Origin of the sequence: Blastococcus sp. CCUG 61487 (assembly GCF_005222955.1) — a bacterium.
GTDB lineage: Bacteria > Actinomycetota > Actinomycetes > Mycobacteriales > Geodermatophilaceae > Blastococcus.
The window spans coordinates 1-18,391 of sequence record NZ_LWUA01000266.1; the positions used below are offsets into that span (position 1 = coordinate 1).

The window sequence follows — 18,391 nt, forward strand, 5'->3', positions numbered from 1 at the left end:
GGTGGCCGTCCGCGGGCGGCGACCGGCCGGCGCGGGCCGCAGCGTGGGCGGGGAGCCCGCCGGCCCGGGCGCGGTGGAGGCGCGGTCGGGCAGCGGCGGGGTCATCGGTCGCCCGGACGGCGGTTCGGCGCTGCTCATCGGACATCTCCTCGTGGCGGTGCTCCCGCAGCGTAGGCGGGCCGGACCTCACCCCTCCGGGTGGAAGCGGGCGTTCGGCCCTACAGCCGGCGCCCGGTCGCGACGAGCACACGGGGGACAGCACCGCACCCGACAGGAGAGCACCGTGGCGATCAGCGTTCTGGACGTCCGTGACACGTTCGCGACGCCGCGGCTCCCGCTCCAGCCGCGTCCGGCCGGGACCGGGACGTCGGCGCCCCGCCGCCCGCTGAGCGCCCTGGCCGCCGGTGGCATCGCCGTCATCGAGGCCGTCGCCCTGCTGGCCGTGGCGCTGCAGAGCCTGGACGGCCTGCTGACCTCTCCCTCGCGGCCCTCCGGGCCGGTGGTCGCCCTGGCGCTGCTCGGGCTGGCCGCCTGGATCGTGCTGGCCGCCGGCAGCGGCGCCACGCTGATCGACGGAACCGGCCGGCGCATGCTGGTCGGCGTCTCGATCGCCGAACTCTGCCTGGTCCTGCTGGTCGGCGTCGTCGCCGTCTCCGCCCCGCTCCCGCTGCCCGCGGCGCTCCCGCTGCCGGGGCTGCTCCTGCTCGCCGCGGCCGTGCCCGTGGGCAAGCTGCTGCTCGCCGGGTCGACGTCTGTGACGGCGTGGGTCGCCGCGGCGCCGCGCGCCGTGGAGCGCCGCCCCGACCCCGTCACCGGTCACCGGCTGCTGGCCACCGCCACCCTCGGCGTCATCGGGCTGGCCCTGGGCGCGGTCGCGCTGCTCACCCCCGTCGAGGCCGCCGCCGGCGCCGGCGACACGGTCTCCACCGTCGTGTACCAGCCCTGATCCGACAGCCCGGGCTGCCGGCTGGACCGGCGTCCGTACTGTTGAGCCGTGAGTGATCGCCACATCCTGACCGCGGTCGCCTGGCCCTATGCCAACGGCCCGCGGCACATCGGCCACGTCTCCGGGTTCGGGGTCCCCTCCGACGTCTTCAGCCGCTTCCAGCGGATGAACGGCAACCGGGTCCTGATGGTCAGCGGCACCGACGAGCACGGGACGCCGATCACCGTCGCCGCCGACGCCGAGGGCATCACCCCCCGCCAGATCGCCGACCGGAACAACCGGATCATCGTCGACGACCTGGCCAGCCTCGGGCTGAGCTACGACCTGTTCACCCGCACGACGACGGTCAACCACGCGCAGATCAGCCAGGAGATCTTCCTCGGCCTGCTGAAGAACGGCTACGTCTTCCCGAAGACGACGCTCGGCGCGATCAGCCCGTCGACCGGCCGCACCCTGCCCGACCGCTACATCGAGGGCACCTGCCCGATCTGCGGCTACGACGGCGCTCGCGGCGACCAGTGCGACAACTGCGGCAACCAGCTCGACCCGACCGACCTCATCAACCCGGTCAGCAAGATCAACGGTGAGACGCCGACGTTCGTCGAGAGCGAGCACTACTTCCTCGACCTGCCCGCGTTCACCCGCGCCCTCGGCGACTGGCTCGACACGCGCCGGGGATGGCGGCCCAACGTCCTCAACTTCGCCAAGAACCTGCTCACCGACCTCAAGCCGCGCAGCTACACCCGCGACATCGACTGGGGGGTCGCGGTGCCGCTGGACGGCTGGCGGGACCGGCCGGACAAGCGCATCTACGTCTGGTTCGACGCCGTCGTCGGCTACCTGTCGGCCTCGATCGAGTGGGCCCGGCGCTCGGGCGACCCGGACGCGTGGCGCCAGTGGTGGCAGACGCCGGACGCCGACGCCTACTACTTCATGGGCAAGGACAACATCGTCTTCCACGCCGAGATCTGGCCCGCCCAGCTGCTGGGCTACAACGGCGAGGGCGACAAGGGCGGCTCGCCCGGTTCCCTGGGCCGGCTCAACCTGCCCACCGAGGTGGTCTCCAGCGAGTTCCTCACCATGGAGGGCCGCAAGTTCTCCAGCAGCCGTCAGGTGGTCATCTACGTCCGCGACTTCCTCGCCCGGTACGACGCCGACGCGCTGCGCTACTTCATCGCGGCCGCCGGCCCGGAGAGCCAGGACACCGACTTCACCTGGGCGGAGTTCGTGCGCCGCAACAACGACGAGCTCGTCGCCGGCTGGGGCAACCTGGTCAACCGCACGGTGTCGATGGCGGCGAAGAACGTCGGCGCCGTCCCGACGCCGGGTGAGCTGACCGACGCCGACCGCACCCTGCTGGAGTCGACGAAGAACGCCTTCGGGCCGGTGGGCGAGCTGCTCGGCCGCAACCGGCAGAAGGCCGCCGCGGTCGAGGCGATGCGCGTCGTGGGCGAGGCGAACAAGTACCTCTCCGACCAGGCGCCGTGGAAGCTCAAGGAGGACCCGGCCCGCCGGGACACGGTGCTGCACACGGCCCTGCAGGCGATCAGCGACTGCAACGCCCTGCTCACCCCGTTCCTCCCGCACTCGGCGCAGAAGGTGCACGAGCTGCTCGGCGGGGAGGGCGTGTGGTCGCCGGCGCCGCGGATCGTGGAGACCGAGGACCTCGACGACGGCGCGCCGTATCCGGTCATCACCGGCGACTACGACGCCGCGAGCGCGGTGTGGGGCTCGCGGCCGCTGCCGTCGGGCACGCCACTGGCCCCGCCGACGCCGATCTTCAAGAAGCTCGACGACTCCGTCGTGGAGGAGGAGCTCGCCCGCCTGGAGGAGGGCACCGCATGAGGGCAGAAATGGCCATTTCTGCCCTCGCGGGCAGCCGGTGAGCCGGTCGGCGTCCTCCCGGGCGAACCGGCGGGGCGAGCCGCCGCCGTCGCCGGAGCCGCTCCCGGCGCCCGCGCTGGACAGCCACACCCACCTGGACATCGTCCTGGGCGAGCGGCCGGCCGACGACGAGCACGGCGAGTGGGCCACCGACGAGGCCGTGGACGCCGAGATCGCGGCCGCCGCCGCGGTGAACGTGACCCGGCTGGTGCAGGTGGGCGTGGACGTGCCGTCGTCCCGGTGGTCGGCGGCGCTGGCCGAGCGGCACCCGGCCGTGCTGGCGGCGGTGGCGCTGCACCCCAACGAGGCCGGCGCGGGCAAGGCGACCGACGAGGCGCTGGCCGAGATCGACAGGCTGGCGGCGCTGCCGCGGGTGCGGGCGGTGGGGGAGACGGGGCTGGACCGCTACCGGACCGGGCCGGAGGGCTGGGACGCGCAGGAGGCGTCCTTCCGCGCGCACATCCGGATCGCGAAGCGGCACGGCGTCGCGCTGGTCATCCACGACCGGGACGCGCACGAGGAGATCCTGCGGGTGCTCGACGACGAGGGCGCGCCGGAGCACACCGTCTTCCACTGCTTCTCCGGCGACGCGGCCTTCGCGCGGGCCTGCGTGGCGCGGGGGTTCGTCCTGTCCTTCGCGGGCACGCTCACGTTCGGCAACGCCGGCGACCTGCGCGAGGCCGCAGCGGTGACCCCGGTCCGCCAGCTGCTCGTGGAGACCGACTCCCCGTTCCTCACCCCGGTGCCGCACCGCGGCCGTCCCAACGCCTCGCGCCTGGTCCCGCACACCGTCCGCGCCCTCGCCGAGGTCACCGGCACCGACCTCGAGGAGCTGTGCCACGCCCTGACCGCCACCGCCGAACGCGTCTTCGGCAGCTGGGGCCCGTAGCCGCCGGGGCCGAGGCTGGGGGCGGCGGGTGGTGGCGCTGGTGTCCGGCAGGGCGACAATGGCTGAGTGGGTCGTCTCATCGCCGTCGTGCTCTTCCTCGCCCTGCTGGTGCCCGGCGTGCTGCTGGGGCGGGCGTGGGCACGCGCCGCGGACCGGCGGGCGGTCGCCGGCGGGTCGGTCCAGCTGGTCGAGCCCACCACCGAGGGCGCGGCGGTCCTGAAGCAGCAGGAGCAGCACGGCCGGCGGTGGCGACGGATCGGGCTGCTGCTAGGCATCGCCGGGATCGTCGCCAGCGTCGTCCTGCTGGCCGAGGCGTCGGTGTTCCTGTGGGTGCCGATCCTCGCGCTGGGCCTCCTGGCCGGCGTCCTGCTGGCGGAGGTCACCCGGCCGCGGCCACGCTGGGCGATCGACCAGCCGGTGCGCCGCCCCCGGCGCGCGGACCTGGTCTCGCCGTCGCTGGTCTGGTCGACCCGCGGGGTGCTGGCCGGGGAGCTGGCGGCGACCGCCTGGCTGTGGCGGGAGGGCGAGCTGAGCGAGCAGGTCGGCTGGGCCGCCGCGGTGGTCCCGGCCGTCGCCTGGCTGCTGGCCGAGCTCGCGCTGCTGCGTGCCGTGGCCCGCCCCCTCCCGGCAGCGGGTGCCGACGTCCCCGTCGACGAGGCGCTGCGCACCTGGACGGCGCACCTGGTGTCGGCCGCAGCCGGGGTGGTCGCCCTGCTGCCCCTAGGTGTGCTGCTCCTCGCGGCCGGCATCGAGCGGGGCGACCGGGTGACCGAGCACTTCGACCTGCTGCCGGTTGCGCTCGTCGGCAGTGGCTTCTCCGCGCTGGCCGCCGGACTCGCGGTCGCCGTCTTCCTCGTCACCTGGCTGCGGCCGGTGCGCACGGGGTCGCGGGCGCTCGCGGGCTGAACCGTCGCCGTTACCCGTTCGGAACGCCAGCCACGCTGTGGGGATGGTCACCGCAGCGCGACCCACGAACGTGTGCTGACCCCGCCCCGCCCCGGCATGGCTGTCACGGAACGTGTCGGCGCGTCCACATAGCGACATGGCGACGGTCTGGTTCACTCGTTCCGCACCGTTGCCACACACACCGTGTTCGTTATCGTGTCGTGATCGACAGCCGGGGTGGAGACGCCCCGGGCCGAGCAGTCGGCCCGGATGCGTGCTGCAACGGGCGTGCCGTCCACCGCGGCGTGCCCGTTCCTCCTGCCCGGGTCCCGTGACCCCTGGATGTGCCGTGCACCGCTCGCTCCGCCTCAGCCTCTTCGCCGTCGTCCTGCTCGGACTCGTCGGCGGATCGCTGGCCTTCTTCGTCGCCCAGAAGTCCGTCGTCCTCACCGTCGACGGGCAGGCCGAGCGGATCGGCACCTACGCCGACACCGTCGGCGAGGTCCTGGAGGAGGCAGGCCTGGAGCCGGCCGCGCACGACGTCCTGCTGCCCGCCGCCGACGAGCCGGTCGCCGACGGCGACACCGTCGTCCTCAACCGCGCCCGTCCGCTGAAGCTGACCATCGACGGCGTCGAGCGGGAGGTCTACGTGACCGCGCTGTCGGTCGAGGAGGCCCTGGAGCAACTCGGCCTCCGGGCCGACGGCCTGGTCCTGTCCGCCAGCCGCAGCGAGCGCCTGCCGCTGGACGGCATGAGCCTGCAGATCACCACTCCCAAGGACGTCGTGCTCGTGGTCGACGGCCAGGAGCACGTCGTGACCACCACCGCGGCGACCGGCGCCGACCTGCTCGCCGAGCAGGGCGTGGTGCTCGGCGCCACCGACACCGCGAGCGTCGACCTCACGACGCCGCTGGTGCACCAGATGCGGCTGCAGGTGTTCCGCGTGCAGATCTCCGACGTCACCGTCACCGAGCCGATCCCGCACGAGACCGTCGAGACGCAGAACCCCGAGGCGTTCGTCGGCGACAAGAAGGTCACCACGGCCGGCGTGAACGGCGAGCGGACCGTCACCTACCGCGTCACCGTCGTCGACGGGGTCGAGACCGCTCGCGAGCAGCTGAGCGCCGCCGTCGCCAAGGAGCCGGTCACCGCGCAGGTCGCCGTCGGCACCAAGCCCCGCCCGACCAACCGGCCCGCGGCCGACGGCCTGAACTGGGGCGCCCTGGCGGCGTGCGAGTCCGGTGGCCGGCCGAACGCCGTCAGCTCGACGGGCAAGTACCGCGGCATGTACCAGTTCTCGCAGGGCACCTGGAACTCCGTCGGCGGCTCCGGTGACCCGGCCGCCGCGTCGGCCGACGAGCAGACCTACCGTGCGCAGCTGCTCTACCAGCGCTCGGGCGCCGGCCAGTGGCCGCACTGCGGTTCCCGGCTGTTCGGCTGATCGAGCCCTCCTGAGCACGCCGCACGAGCAGGCCGACGGGCTCCTCGGGCCGGCCGCGATCCGCGAGCTGGCCCAGGAGCTCGGGCTGCGCCCGACGAAATCGCTGGGGCAGAACTTCCTGCACGACGCCAACACGATCCGCCGGATCGTGCGGACCGCCGACCTGCGGGACGACGACGTCGTCCTCGAGGTCGGCCCCGGCCTGGGCTCGCTGACCCTCGGGTTGCTGCCGGCGGCCGCTGCGGTGGTCGCCGTGGAGATCGATCCGCGACTGGCCCAGCGGTTGCCCGGCACCGTCGCCGAGCGGCGCCCCGACCTGGCCGACCGGCTGACTGTCGTCGAGGCCGACGCCCTGCGGCTGCGGGAGCTCCCCGGCCGGCCGCCGACCGCCCTGGTGGCGAACCTGCCCTACAACGTGGCCGTGCCCGTGCTCCTGCACCTGCTGGAGCTGCTGCCGACCCTGGACCGCGCCCTGATCCTCGTGCAGGCCGAGGTGGCCGAGCGGCTCGCCGCCCCGCCCGGGGCTCCGGCCTACGGGGTGCCCTCGGTCAAGGCCGCCTGGTACGGCGAGGTGCGCCGGGCGGGCAACGTCGGCCGGCGGGTGTTCTGGCCGGAGCCCAACGTCGACTCCGGCCTGGTGGCCCTGGTGCGTCGACCACCGCCGGCCGGAGACCGGCAGGCCACCTTCGCGGTGGTCGACGCCGCGTTCGGCATGCGCCGCAAGAGCCTGCGCGCGGCGCTCGCCCGCTGGGCCGGCAGCCCGGCCGCGGCCGAGACCCGGCTGCGGGCCGCCGGCATCGACCCCTCCGCCCGCGGCGAGCAGTTGTCGGTGACCGACTTCGCACGGCTCGCGGCCACCGAGGCCCGGCCATGACCGCGGTGACCGCCCGCGCCCCCGCCAAGATCAACGTGCACCTCGCGGTCGGCCCCCTGCGCGCGGACGGCTTCCACGAGCTGCGCACCGTGTACCTCGCCGTCTCGCTGTTCGACACCGTCACCGCCCGCCCGGGGGACGGGCTCGCGCTCACCGTGACCGGGGAGGGCACCGGGGCGGCCGAAGGCGCCGACGCGGTGCCGACCGACCGGCGGAACCTGGTGTGGCGGGCGGCGGAGCTGCTCGCGGAGCACGCCGGGGTGCCGGCCGACGCGCAGCTGGAAGTGGCCAAGTCGATCCCCGCGGCGGCCGGGCTGGCCGGCGGCAGCGCGGACGCCGCGGCGGCGCTGGTCGCGCTCGACGCGCTCTGGGGCACCCGCGCCGACCGGGCGGACCTGCTCGCTCTCGCCGCCCGGCTGGGCAGCGACGTGCCCTTCAGCCTCCTGGGCGGTGTCGCGCTCGGGACCGGCCGCGGGGAGCAGCTGACCCCGGTGCTGGCCCGGCGCTCGTGGCACTGGGTGCTCGGCATCGCCGGCGAGGGGCTGTCGACGCCGTCGGTCTACGCCGAACTCGACCGGCTCCGGGACGACGGCCGGGTGCCCGACGGCGCCGACCTGCTCCCGGCCGAGCCGGTCATGGCCGCGCTGCGCTCTGGCCCGGCGATTGCCCTCGCGGCGGCGCTGGCCAACGACCTGCAGCCGGCCGCGGTGGGGCTGCGCCCGGCGCTGCGGCGGGCGCTGCGGGTCGCGACCGACGCCGGCGCCCTCGGCGCCCTGGTCAGCGGCTCCGGGCCGACCGTCGCCGCGCTCGCAGAGGACGAGCAGGCCGCCGTCGGGCTCGCGGCGGCGATGGCCGGTGAAGGCGTGTTCCGCACGGTCCGGGCGGTCGCCGGACCGGTGCCGGGCGCCCGCCTGGTCAGCTGAGCGAGGAACCGTCCGCCTGCTCCTCGGCCAGCTCCGGCGCCGGATCGAGGTGGGACAGGCCGTTGTAGGCCAGGTTCACCAGGTGCGCGGCCACGGCGCGCTTGTCCGGCGAGCGGGTCTCCAGCCACCACTGGCCGACCAGGGCGACCATGCCGACGAGCGCCTGGCTGTAGAGCTCGGCGAGCTGCGGGTCGTAACCGCGGGCGTCGAACTGGTCGCCGAGGAGGTGCTCCACCTTGCGCGCGACCTCGCCGATGAGCGACGAGTACGTGCCGGTCCCGCCCGGCACCGGGGCGTCGCGGGTGAGCACCAGGAAGCCGTCGGTGTCGGTCTCGATGTACTCCAGCAGCACCAGCGCGGCGCGCTGGAGCAGGTCCCGCGGGGAGCCGGGGTCGGACAGCGCTGTGGTGAAGCGGCCGAGCAGCCGCTGCATCTCCCTGTCGACGACGACGGCGTAGATGCCCTCCTTGCCGCCGAAGTGCTCGTAGACGACGGGCTTGCTGACGGCGGCGCTGGCGGCGATCTCCTCCACCGAGGTGGCGCCGTAGCCGCGGCGGCCGAACAGCTCGCGGGCCACGTCCAGCAACTGCTGGCGCCGCTCGGCACCGGTCATCCGCACCCGCGGACGGGGCGGGTCCCCCTTCAAGGCGCGGCCGGTGCGGGCACGCGCCGCTTGGCGGCCAGCCGCACCGGGTCGGGCCACTTGACGTGCGACGCCCAGCCGAGCTTCTCGAACACCCAGATGACGCGGGCGCTGATGTCGATCTGGCCGCGCAGGACCCCGTGGCGGGCGCAGGTGGGGTCGGCGTGGTGCAGGTTGTGCCAGGACTCCCCGCCGCTGAGGATCGCCAGCGGCCAGAAGTTCGTCGCCCGGTCCCGGGAGACGAACGGGCGATTGCCCAGCACGTGGCAGACCGAGTTGATCGACCAGGTGACGTGGTGCAGCAGCGCCACGCGGACCAGTCCGGCCCAGAAGAACGCCGACCACGCCCCGGCCCAGCTGCCGGTGATCAGGCCGCCGAGCAGCGCCGGCAGCGCCAGGCTGAGGAAGGCCCACACCACGAACAGCTTGCTGGTGGTGACCAGCGCGCCGTCCTTGAGCAGGTCGGGGGCGTAGCGCTCCTGGTTGGTCTTGCGTCGCTCGAACGTCCAGCCCAGGTGCGCGTGCCACATGCCCTTGAGCAGCGCGCGCAGATCCGTGCCGTACCGCCACGGCGAGTGCGGGTCGCCGGCCCGGTCGGCGAAGGCGTGGTGGCGGCGGTGGTCGGCCACCCACTGGATGACCGGGCCCTGGATCGCCATCGACCCGGCGACGGCCAGCCCCAGCCGGAGCGGGCGCGTGGCCTTGAACGAGCCGTGCGTGAAGTGCCGGTGGTAGCCGACGGTGACGCCGAGCAGCGTGAGGTAGTAGAAGCCGACCGCGAGGCCCACGTCCAGCCAGGACAGCCCCCACCCCCAGACGGCGGGGACGACGGCGGCCAGCGCCAGGAACGGCACGAGCACGATCACGTAGAGGGTGACGATCTCCAGCGTGCTCTTGCGCCGGCCGATGGCGTTCGCCGGCAGCCCGACGTGCGGTTCGGCGAGGGGAGGCGCCGTCGGCCGGGTGAGGGCGGGTGCGGACACGGGGGAACTCCTGAGCGGGGGGAAGGGGTCCGGGCGCGGGCGTGCCGTCATGCTCCGGAGTGCGTGCTCGAAACCTACGGGACCGTAGGGTACGCCGCGAACCCGCGCCCCCTAGGCTTCCCCCCGGACGCCGTGAGGTACGGCGTCCCCGTGGCGCGGCCCATGCGGGTCACGGGTGGGGGATGGGGTAATCGGCAGCCCGCCGGCCTTTGGAGCCGTGCAGTCTCGGTTCGAGTCCGAGTCCCCCAGCGTACGCAGTCCCGCAGCCGAGGAGATCCGTGAGTCCGCAGGAGCGATCGGCGTCCAGCGCCGGTGAACCGGCCGTCGCCGCCGTCGTCGTGCTCGCCGCAGGGCAGGGCACCCGCATGCGCTCGGCGACCCCCAAGGTGTTGCACGAGCTCGGGGGGCGGTCGCTGCTCGGACACGTGCTGGCCGCCGCCGAGCCGCTGGCGGCGGGCACGACGATCGTCGTCGTCGGCTCGGGCCGCGACCAGGTCGAGGCGCACCTGGCCGAGGTCGCGCCCGCGGCGCTGCCGGTGGTCCAGGAGGAGCAGCGCGGCTCCGGGCACGCCGCCGTCGTCGCCCTCGACGCCGTGCCGGACCTGGAGGGCGCGGTGCTGCTGGTCAACGGCGACGCCCCTCTCCTGCGCCCCGAGACCGTCACCGCCCTCGTCGCCGAGCACGCGCGCGCCGGCAACGCCCTCACCGTGCTGACCGCCGAGGTCGAGGACCCCACCGGGCTGGGCCGCATCGTCCGCGACGCCTCGGGCGCGGTCACGGCCATCGTGGAGGAGCGGGACGCGACCCCCGAGCAGCGCGCGATCCGGGAGATCAACGCCGGCGTCTACGTCGGTGACGCCGCCGCCCTGCGCGACGGGCTGTCCCGCATCGGCGCGGACAACGACCAGGGCGAGCTGTACGTCACCGACGTCCTCGGCCTGCTGGTCGCCGACGGCGCCCGGGTGGGTGGCACCCCCGCCGAGGATCCCGACGACGTGCTCGGCTGCAACGACCGCCGCGAACTGGCCGCGCGCCGGCGCACGCTCAACGACCGCGTCCTCGACCGCCTGATGCGCGACGGGGTGACGGTGGTCGACCCGGGGACGACGTGGGTGGACGTCACGGTCACCGTCGGCAACGACACCGTGCTCGAGCCGGGCACCCAGCTGCGGGGGGCGACGACGATCGCGTCCGGCGCCGTCGTCGGGCCCGACACCACGCTGGTCGACTGCACAGTCGAGGCCGGCGCGAGCGTCGTGCGGTCGCACTGCCTCGAGGCGGTCATCGGCCCGGAGGCCGTCGTCGGACCGTTCAGCTACCTGCGTCCGGGCACCCGGCTGGCCCGCGGGAGCAAGGTGGGCGCCTTCGTCGAGACGAAGAACGTCGAGGTCGGCGAGGGGTCGAAGGTGCCGCACCTGTCCTACGTGGGTGACGCGACCATCGGGCTGGGCGCGAACATCGGCGCGGCGACGGTCTTCGTCAACTACGACGGCGTCACCAAGCACCGGACGACGATCGGCGACCACGCCCGCATCGGGTCGGACAGCATGCTCGTGGCACCCGTCACCGTCGGCGACGGCGCCTACACCGCGGCCGGCTCGGTGATCACCAAGGACGTGCCTCCCGGGGCCATGGGCGTGGCGCGGGCCACCCAGCGGAATGTGGGAGGCTGGGTCCTCCGCCGACGGCCGGGTACCCCCGCCGCGGAGGCCGCCGCAGCCGCCGAACGGTTGACGGACGCCCCCGAGAACACCGGGGCGCACGACGACGACGAGGGACGACCAAGCCGATGAGCGCGATCCGGCAGACGACCAACAAGAGCCTGATGCTCTTCTCCGGCCGGGCGTACCCCGAGCTCGCGGACGAGATCGCCGGGCACCTGGGCGTGACCCCCACCCCGACGGCGGCCTACGAGTTCGCCAACGGCGAGCTGTTCGTGCGGTTCGAGGAGTCGGTGCGCGGCTGCGACGCCTTCGTGGTGCAGAGCCACACCGCGCCGCTCAACACCTGGCTCATGGAGCAGTTGATCATGGTCGACGCGCTCAAGCGCGCCTCGGCCAAGCGCATCACCGTGGTGGCGCCGTTCTTCCCGTACGCGCGGCAGGACAAGAAGCACCGCGGCCGCGAGCCGATCTCCGCCCGCCTCATCGCCGACCTGTTCAAGACCGCCGGCGCCGACCGGCTCATGGCCGTCGACCTGCACACCGCGCAGATCCAGGGCTTCTTCGACGGCCCGGTCGACCACCTGTTCGCCATGGACCTGCTGATCGACCACGTCAAGGAGCGGTGGGGCGACCGCGACATCACCGTCGTCTCGCCCGACTCGGGCCGGGTGCGGGTTTCGGAGCGGTGGAGCGACAAGCTGGGCGGCACCCCGCTGGCCTTCATCCACAAGACCCGTGACCCGCTGGTCGCCAACGAGGTCGTGGCCAACCGCGTCGTCGGCGAGGTCGAGGGCCGGCTCTGCATCCTGGTCGACGACATGATCGACACCGGCGGCACGATCGTGAAGGCCGCCGAGACGCTGTTCGACGCCGGCGCCGCCGACGTGATCGTCGCCGCCACCCACGGCGTGCTGTCGGGGCCGGCCGCCGAGCGGCTCTCCAACAGCAAGGTCAGCGAGGTCATCGTGACCAACACGCTGCCCATCGAGGCCGAGCGCCAGTTCGACAAGCTGACCGTGCTCTCCATCGCCCCGTTGCTGGCGCGGGCGATCAAGGAGGTCTTCGAGGACGGCTCGGTCACGAGCCTCTTCGACGGCGCCTCCTGACGACCCTCGCCGAAGGTGAGGTACGGTGGCACGGCCCGGCGAGGGAGCTCGCGCTCCGTTATCGACGTGCCTGCCTCCTGAGGTGTGCTGCGTCGGCGCCGGCCCGCAGACCCGATCCACCTCTCGAGGAGCACACCACCGTGGCTGACTTCCGGCTCGAAGCCGAGACCCGCACCGAGTTCGGCAAGGGCAGCGCGCGGCGCACCCGCCGGGCCGGCCGCATCCCCGCCGTCCTCTACGGCCACGGCCGGGACGTCGTCCACCTGTCGCTCCCGGCCCGCGAGTTCGCCGCCGCGCTGCGCAACGGCGGCTCGAACGCCCTGCTGACCGTCGTGATCGACGGCAAGGAGCAGCTCGCGCTCACCAAGGCCGTCCAGCGCGACCCGATCAAGCGGGTCCACGAGCACGTCGACCTGGTCATCGTCCGCCGCGGCGAGAAGGTCACCGTGGACGTCCCCGTCGTCGTCGTCGGCCAGCCCGGCCCCGACACCCTGGTGAGCATCGAGCTCAACACGGTCTCGGTGCAGGTGGCCGCCACCAGCATCCCCGAGTCGATCGAGGTCGACGTCACCGACCGCGTCGTCGGCGAGGGCTTCACCGCCGGTGCCCTGACCCTGCCGAGCGGGGCGACCCTGCTCACCGACCCCGAGGCGCTGGTCGTCAACCTCATGGCCGCTCCGACCGCCGAGGCCCTCGAGGCCGAGCTGGCCGAGGCGGAGAGCGAGGCCGGCATCGAGCGCGAGGAGTCCGACGCGGCCGAGAGCACCGGCCAGGGCGACGTCGTCCCCGAGCCCCAGGACCAGGGCAGCGGCGAGTCGATGGACGCGGCCGAGGCGTCCGCGGACAGCTGAGGCATCCGCTGAGCGAGAGCACGACCCGCGGGGGCGCCGGCACTGCCGGCGCCCCCGCGGCGTCGGTTCCCAGCGAGGGGCCGTTCCTCGTCGTGGGCCTGGGCAACCCGGGCCCCGGCTACGCCGGCCACCGGCACAACGTCGGCGCCATGGTGCTCGACGTCCTCGCCGAGCGCGCGGGCATCCGGCTCTCGCCCGGCAAGGGGCCCCGGTCCCGCGCGGTCAGCGGCGAGGGCCGGCTGGCCGGACGGCGGGTGGTCCTCGCCCGGCCGCTCACCTACATGAACGAGTCGGGCGGGCCGGTGCGCGGGCTGCTCGACTACCACAAGCTGCCGGTCACCGACCTCGTCGTGGTGCACGACGAGCTCGACCTGCCCTTCGCCACCGTGCGTCTCAAGCGGGGCGGCGGCGAGGGCGGCCACAACGGCCTGCGCTCGATCTCCCGGTCCACCGGCACCCGCGACTACCTGCGCGTGCGGGTGGGCATCGGCCGTCCCCCCGGCCGCCAGGATCCCGCCGACTTCGTGCTCAGGGACTTCTCCTCGACCGAGCGCAAGGAGCTCGACCTCCTGCTGGTCGAGGCCGCCGACGCCGCCGAGCTGCTGCTCGCCCGGGGCCTCGAGACGGCGCAGAACGAGGTCCACCCCCGGAGTTGAGACGCAGGTCACCTGCCGCGGGTGACGGTCCCTCCCGTTCGGGTGAAGGTCCGGCCCCGCAGTTGACCCGAACGGTGACGGATTGTGAGGGTTGCCTCCGGCGTCGGGACTTCGCCGGGGGAGAACGTCCAGTTCAGAGGTTGCTGCCTCAGCCCCCAGGTGTCGACGCTATGACGTTGCGTAACGGGGGGCACGCATGCAGGTCGACAGAGGGACGACCTCGCGCGCCCTGGATTCGATCCCCGTGCCGCGTCCGGAGCTCGCCGCGGGGACGCCGGTCCCCGCGCTGCTGCCTCCCGCGACACCTGCCTGGGTGCGGAACTACGCGATCACGCTGGCCGTCGTCGAGGCCCTCGCCGCCGCGGCCGTCGGCGCCGCCATCGTGCTCACCAGGTCGGACCTGCCGCCGACGCCGACCCTGTTCTGGGCCTCCGTGGCGCTGGTCCCGGCCTGGCCGCTGCTCCTGTGGGCCTGCGGTGCGTACGCCGAGCGGGTGTTCGGGACCGGCAGCGACGAGTACCGCACCGTCGGGCGAGCGGGGCTCCTGCTGCTCGCGGTCGCCGGCTTCGTCTCCTACGCGGCCGACCTCGACCTCAGCCGGGCGCTGGTGGTCATCGGTGTCCCCGCCCTCACCCTGATCACGCTGCTGTGGCGCTACGCGGCGCGTTGCTACCTGCGCCGGCTCCGGGCCCGCGGCCAGTGCACCAAGCGGGTCGTGGTCGTCGGCCGTGGCGGGGCGGTCCTCGAGCTGGCCGACCGCGTCCGCCGCGAGGCCTTCGCCGGGCTCGACGTCGTCGGCCTCTGCGTCACCCCCTCCGACCGGGCTCGGGTCGCGAACCTGGCCGACGTGCCGGTCGGGGGGCTGGACGACGCGGTCTCCCTGGCGGCCCGTCTCGGAGCCGACACGATCGCGGTCACCTCGGCCAGCGAGACCGCCGCGCAGTACCTCCGGCAGCTGTCGTGGCAGCTGGAGGGTAGCGGGGTCGAGCTCCTCGTCGCTCCCGGCCTGATCGAGGTCGCCGGTCCGCGCCTGCACATCCGGCCGTTCGAGGGGCTGCCCCTCCTCTCCGTGGAGCAGCCGCGGTTCGAGGGCTGGCAGCGCATGGTCAAGGGTGCCTTCGACCGGATCGCCGCAGCGCTGGCGCTGCTGGCCCTGGCTCCCGTGCTGGCCGGTATCGCGTTGGCCGTCCGGCTCACCAGCTCGGGGCCGGCGTTGTACCGCCAGGAGCGAATCGGCATCAACGGCCGGTCCTTCACGATGCTCAAGTTCCGGAGCATGGTCGTCGACGCCGACCAGCGTCTCGGGGAGATCCAGGCGGACAACATCTCCGACGGGCTGCTGTTCAAGATGCGCGAGGACCCCCGGGTCACCCCCGTGGGGCGCTGGCTGCGCCGGCTCTCGCTCGACGAGCTGCCCCAGCTGTTCAACGTGCTCGGCGGCACCATGGCGCTCGTCGGACCGCGACCTCCGCTGCCGAGCGAGGTCGCCCGGTACGACTCCTCGATCAGCCGGCGGCTGCTGGTCAAGCCCGGGCTCACCGGGCTCTGGCAGATCTCCGGACGCAGCGACCTGCCCTGGGAGGAGGCGGTGCGGCTGGACCTCCGCTACGTGGAGAACTGGTCCCTGGCCACCGACTTCCTGATCATCTGGAAGACCGCGCGAGCGGTGCTCAGCCGCTCGGGGGCCTACTGACCTGCCCCTTCCGAGGGTCACCCGGTGGGGGCACGGCGTCGGCCGGATCGGAGCCACCGCGCTGCACAGCGGGAATCCTCGACCGAGGCGCGTGCACACGCGCCGGAGCGGCCGGACCAGGTCGCCGACCAGCCGACGGACGGATTTCCGATGCGCATCGCCATGCTGGGCACCCGCGGTGTCCCGGCCAGGTACGGCGGGTTCGAGACCGCCGTCGAGGAGGTCGGCCGGCGCCTGGTCGCGCGCGGGCACGAGGTCGTCGTCTACTGCCGGACCGTCGACGGCGACGCAGCGCGACCCCGGCAGCACCTGGGTATGGACCTCGTCCACCTGCCCGCCGCGCGGAAGCGCTCGCTGGAGACGCTGAGCCACACGGCGCTGTCCGTCGTCCACCTGGTGACCCACCGGACCGACGCGGCGATCGTCTTCAACGCGGCCAACGCGCCGCTCCTCCCGGTGCTGCGCGCCGCCCGCATCCCCTTCGCCACCCACGTGGACGGACTCGAGTGGAAGCGGGCCAAGTGGGGGCCGGTCGGCCAGCGCTACTACCGGTTCGCCGAGTCGCTGGCGGTGCGCTGGTCGGACGCGCTGATCGCCGATGCCCGGGGCATCGCCGACTACTACCGCGCCGAGTTCGGCGCACCGACCACCCTGCTGCGCTACGGCGCTCCGCTCGTGGAGCCCGGGGCCGACCGGCTGGCCGAGCTGGACCTGGTGCCGGGGGAGTACCACCTGGTCGTCGCCCGCTTCGAGCCGGAGAACCACGTGGACGTCATCGTGGAGGGCTACGCGCGCAGCGCGGCCACCAAGCCGCTGGTCGTGGTGGGCTCCGCGCCGTACTCCGACGCCTACACCGCCCGGGTGCACGCGGCCGCGGATCAGCGGGTGCGCTTCCTGGGCGGGGTCTGGGACCAGGTTCAGCTCGACCAGCTCTACGCGAACGCCTACACCTATCTGCACGGCCACTCCGTCGGCGGCACCAACCCCTCGCTGCTGCGGGCCATCGGCGCGGGTGCGGCCGTGCTCGCCTACGACGTGGACTTCAACCGGGAGGTCGCGGGGGAGTCGGGGCGCTACTTCGGCGACGCCGCAGACGTCGCCGCGCTGGTCGACGCGGCCGAAGCCGACCGCGAAGCGGTCCTGAAGAGCGGCCTGCGGGCTCGCGAGCTGGCCCAGGACTACGACTGGGACAGCGTCACCGAGGGCTACGAACGGCTGGCCGCGGCGCTGGCCCGACGCGAGTCGCCGGCTCGGCGGCCCAGCGGCCGTCGGGCCCCGGCGGGGCCGGGGGAGCAGGTGCGCCTCCCCACTCCGCGGCAGGTGCCCGCGGACGAGGCGGAGGACGCCACGCGATCCAGGGGAATGCCATGAGCACGGCAGGGACGACCGCACGCCGCTCTCCCGACGGGCAGAGCCTGAGGGTGACGCTCGGCCAGCTGGCCGGCGCCCAGAAGGGCGCGGCGGGAGCTCCGGCGTACGGCCGGTTCGTCAACCGGAAGCTCGGCCGGCTGCTGGCCGCCGTCGCCTTCCACGCCGGGCTGACCCCGAACCAGGTCACCGGCATCAGCGCCGCGTTCACCGGGATCGGTATCGCGCTGCTGGCGCTCGTGCCGCCGTCCGGGTGGATGGGCCTGGCGGTGACGGGATGCCTCGTCATCGGCTACGCCCTGGACGCCGCGGACGGGCAGCTGGCCCGGCTGCGCGGAGGCGGGTCGCCCGCCGGCGAGTGGCTGGACCACATGGTGGACTCGGTCAAGATCGCCACCTTGCACCTGGCGGTGCTGATCGGCTGGTACCGGTTCGAGACCGTCGACCGCGGTGCGCTCCTGCTGCTGCCGCTGGGCTTCGCCGTCGTCGCCGTCGTGCACTTCTTCGCCACCCTGCTCAACGAGGCGCTCCGCGCGCAGCACGGGGGCCGGACCCGCGCGGAGCCGGTCGGCGAGCGCCCGAGCGTCCTGCGGTCGCTGGTCGTGGCGCCCACCGACTACGGCGTGCTGTGCCTGTCGTTCCTCCTGCTGGCCGTGCCGTCGGCGTTCATCGCCGCGTACGCGTTCCTGTTCGTCGCGACGGCGGGCTACCTGCTGCTCGCGTCCGTGAAGTGGTACCGAGAGATGGGCGGGCTGGTTCGATGACTTCCCCTTCGCACGTGGACCCCGCCGTCGAGGACGACGGCGCCGGGACCCGGGCGGGCCTCCTGGCCCGCCGGCGGGTCCTGCTCGTCGCGCTCGGCGCGGTCCTCCTGGTGGCCGCCGTCGTCCTCGCGGTCGTCCTCGCCACCGGCGGGGACGAGCCGGACGACGCCGGAGCCGGCACCGCTGCCACCGCGGGCGCCACGCCGTCGGCGACCGAGGAGCCGGCGCCGCCGTCCGAGGAGGCTCCCGACCCGGCAGCTCCGGTGGACCCGGGCACCCCGGCACCGGCTGATCCGGACGCAGAGGTCCCCGCTCTCCCCGCCGTGGCGCTCGACCAGTCCGTCGCCGTCGACGAGGTCACCGCGTCGATCACCCTCATCGAGGAGATCGACGGCACGGCCACCGGGCCGGGGGACGTTGCTGGCCCGGCGCTGCGCATCACCGTGCGGATCGTGAACGAGACCGACGCCGACGTGCCGCTCGACGGCATCTCGGTGAACGCCTTCCACGGCGAGGAGCGCACGCCCGCTCCGCCGCTGGGCGATCCGTCCCGCTCGCCGTTCGCCGGCGTGCTGGCGCCGACCGACACCGCGGAGGGCGTCTACGTCTTCCGCGTGCCGGTGGACCGGCGGCACCTGGTCACCGTGGAGGTCGGCTACAAGGCCGGCGCGCCGCTGGCGGTGTTCTCCGGTCGGGTGGGCTGACCCCCGTACGACCACCGGCCCTCGGAGCCCCCGCGTCCACCGGACGCGGGGGCTCCGGCGCGTCGCGGGCAGGTGCGGGCGGGCCGCACACCACGACGGAGCGTCCTCACTTTCTGT

17 protein-coding genes and 1 tRNA gene are annotated in these 18,391 nt (G+C 74.1%); 16 read left to right on the forward strand and 2 right to left on the reverse strand.

The window, feature by feature from the left end; genetic code table 11:
• Positions 1 to 283 precede the first annotated feature (283 nt).
• From A6V29_RS17070 to A6V29_RS17100, 7 genes are all read left to right on the forward strand, one after another.
• On the forward strand, positions 284 to 946 hold the full coding sequence (locus tag A6V29_RS17070; RefSeq protein ID WP_137161417.1) for a hypothetical protein: 663 nt from the start codon (positions 284 to 286) through the stop codon (positions 944 to 946).
• Between the two features lie 48 nt (positions 947 to 994).
• Positions 995 to 2,791, forward strand: coding sequence for a methionine--tRNA ligase (gene metG / locus A6V29_RS17075; protein ID WP_137161418.1), 1,797 nt, complete (start codon positions 995 to 997; stop codon positions 2,789 to 2,791).
• Positions 2,792 to 2,828: 37 nt separating this feature from the next.
• A complete protein-coding gene (locus A6V29_RS17080) occupies positions 2,829 to 3,719 on the forward strand; it encodes a TatD family hydrolase (RefSeq protein WP_137161419.1) in 891 nt (296 codons plus the stop codon).
• A 66-nt stretch (positions 3,720 to 3,785) separates the two neighbouring features.
• Positions 3,786 to 4,625, forward strand: a complete 840-nt coding sequence (locus tag A6V29_RS17085; protein ID WP_170977932.1) for a hypothetical protein — start codon at positions 3,786 to 3,788, stop codon at positions 4,623 to 4,625.
• 328 nt (positions 4,626 to 4,953) lie between these two features.
• Positions 4,954 to 6,045: a resuscitation-promoting factor gene (locus A6V29_RS17090; RefSeq protein ID WP_137161420.1), complete on the forward strand. Its 1,092-nt coding sequence runs from the start codon at positions 4,954 to 4,956 to the stop codon at positions 6,043 to 6,045.
• Entirely contained in the window at positions 5,975 to 6,919 is a 945-nt protein-coding gene (gene rsmA / locus A6V29_RS17095; protein ID WP_249933309.1) for a 16S rRNA (adenine(1518)-N(6)/adenine(1519)-N(6))-dimethyltransferase RsmA, read from the forward strand. The genes A6V29_RS17090 and rsmA overlap by 71 nt, the downstream gene beginning before the upstream one ends.
• Entirely contained in the window at positions 6,916 to 7,842 is a 927-nt protein-coding gene (locus A6V29_RS17100) for a 4-(cytidine 5'-diphospho)-2-C-methyl-D-erythritol kinase (protein ID WP_137161421.1), read from the forward strand. The genes rsmA and A6V29_RS17100 overlap by 4 nt, the downstream gene beginning before the upstream one ends.
• Here A6V29_RS17100 and A6V29_RS17105 read toward each other — a convergent pair.
• Positions 7,835 to 8,455 (reverse strand): TetR/AcrR family transcriptional regulator, encoded by a 621-nt coding sequence (locus A6V29_RS17105; protein WP_137161422.1) that lies wholly within the window; start codon positions 8,453 to 8,455, stop codon positions 7,835 to 7,837. The two genes, A6V29_RS17100 and A6V29_RS17105, sit on opposite strands and share 8 nt — an antisense overlap.
• 29 nt (positions 8,456 to 8,484) lie before the next feature.
• Positions 8,485 to 9,468: an acyl-CoA desaturase gene (locus tag A6V29_RS17110; RefSeq protein ID WP_212719530.1), complete on the reverse strand. Its 984-nt coding sequence runs from the start codon at positions 9,466 to 9,468 to the stop codon at positions 8,485 to 8,487.
• 176 nt (positions 9,469 to 9,644) lie between these two features.
• Here A6V29_RS17110 and A6V29_RS17115 point away from each other — a divergent pair.
• From A6V29_RS17115 to A6V29_RS17155, 9 genes are all read left to right on the forward strand, one after another.
• Positions 9,645 to 9,717 (forward strand) — tRNA-Gln (locus A6V29_RS17115).
• Between the two features lie 29 nt (positions 9,718 to 9,746).
• Positions 9,747 to 11,261: a bifunctional UDP-N-acetylglucosamine diphosphorylase/glucosamine-1-phosphate N-acetyltransferase GlmU gene (gene glmU / locus A6V29_RS17120; protein WP_212719533.1), complete on the forward strand. Its 1,515-nt coding sequence runs from the start codon at positions 9,747 to 9,749 to the stop codon at positions 11,259 to 11,261.
• Positions 11,258 to 12,238 carry a ribose-phosphate diphosphokinase gene (locus A6V29_RS17125; protein WP_137161424.1) on the forward strand — a complete coding sequence of 327 codons (981 nt, stop codon included), beginning with the start codon at positions 11,258 to 11,260 and terminating at the stop codon, positions 12,236 to 12,238. Before glmU ends, A6V29_RS17125 begins: the two co-directional genes overlap by 4 nt.
• Positions 12,239 to 12,378: 140 nt before the next feature.
• Positions 12,379 to 13,089, forward strand: a complete 711-nt coding sequence (locus tag A6V29_RS17130; protein WP_137161425.1) for a 50S ribosomal protein L25/general stress protein Ctc — start codon at positions 12,379 to 12,381, stop codon at positions 13,087 to 13,089.
• A 92-nt stretch (positions 13,090 to 13,181) separates the two neighbouring features.
• Positions 13,182 to 13,745 (forward strand): aminoacyl-tRNA hydrolase, encoded by a 564-nt coding sequence (pth, locus tag A6V29_RS17135; RefSeq protein ID WP_249933310.1) that lies wholly within the window; start codon positions 13,182 to 13,184, stop codon positions 13,743 to 13,745.
• Positions 13,746 to 13,941: 196 nt separating this feature from the next.
• Complete coding sequence (locus A6V29_RS17140; protein ID WP_137161427.1) at positions 13,942 to 15,438, forward strand: sugar transferase; 1,497 nt, start codon at positions 13,942 to 13,944, stop codon at positions 15,436 to 15,438.
• A gap of 150 nt (positions 15,439 to 15,588) precedes the next feature.
• On the forward strand, positions 15,589 to 16,809 hold the full coding sequence (locus A6V29_RS17145) for a DUF1972 domain-containing protein (RefSeq protein WP_137161428.1): 1,221 nt from the start codon (positions 15,589 to 15,591) through the stop codon (positions 16,807 to 16,809).
• A 50-nt stretch (positions 16,810 to 16,859) separates the two neighbouring features.
• Complete coding sequence (locus A6V29_RS17150; RefSeq protein ID WP_249933311.1) at positions 16,860 to 17,570, forward strand: CDP-alcohol phosphatidyltransferase family protein; 711 nt, start codon at positions 16,860 to 16,862, stop codon at positions 17,568 to 17,570.
• A 14-nt stretch (positions 17,571 to 17,584) separates the two neighbouring features.
• The gene (locus tag A6V29_RS17155; RefSeq protein ID WP_137161430.1) at positions 17,585 to 18,274 is read left to right on the forward strand and encodes a hypothetical protein; all 690 of its coding nucleotides are present in this window, start codon (positions 17,585 to 17,587) and stop codon (positions 18,272 to 18,274) included.
• Positions 18,275 to 18,391: the final 117 nt, after the last annotated feature.

Coding starts and splice junctions, on each gene's coding strand:
- A6V29_RS17100 (WP_137161421.1), top strand. CDS start 6,916: ATGACCGCGGTGACCGCCCGCGCCCCCGCCAAGATCAACGTGCACCTC.
- A6V29_RS17105 (WP_137161422.1), bottom strand. CDS start 8,455: ATGACCGGTGCCGAGCGGCGCCAGCAGTTGCTGGACGTGGCCCGCGAG.
- A6V29_RS17125 (WP_137161424.1), top strand. CDS start 11,258: ATGAGCGCGATCCGGCAGACGACCAACAAGAGCCTGATGCTCTTCTCC.
- A6V29_RS17140 (WP_137161427.1), top strand. CDS start 13,942: ATGCAGGTCGACAGAGGGACGACCTCGCGCGCCCTGGATTCGATCCCC.
- A6V29_RS17145 (WP_137161428.1), top strand. CDS start 15,589: ATGCGCATCGCCATGCTGGGCACCCGCGGTGTCCCGGCCAGGTACGGC.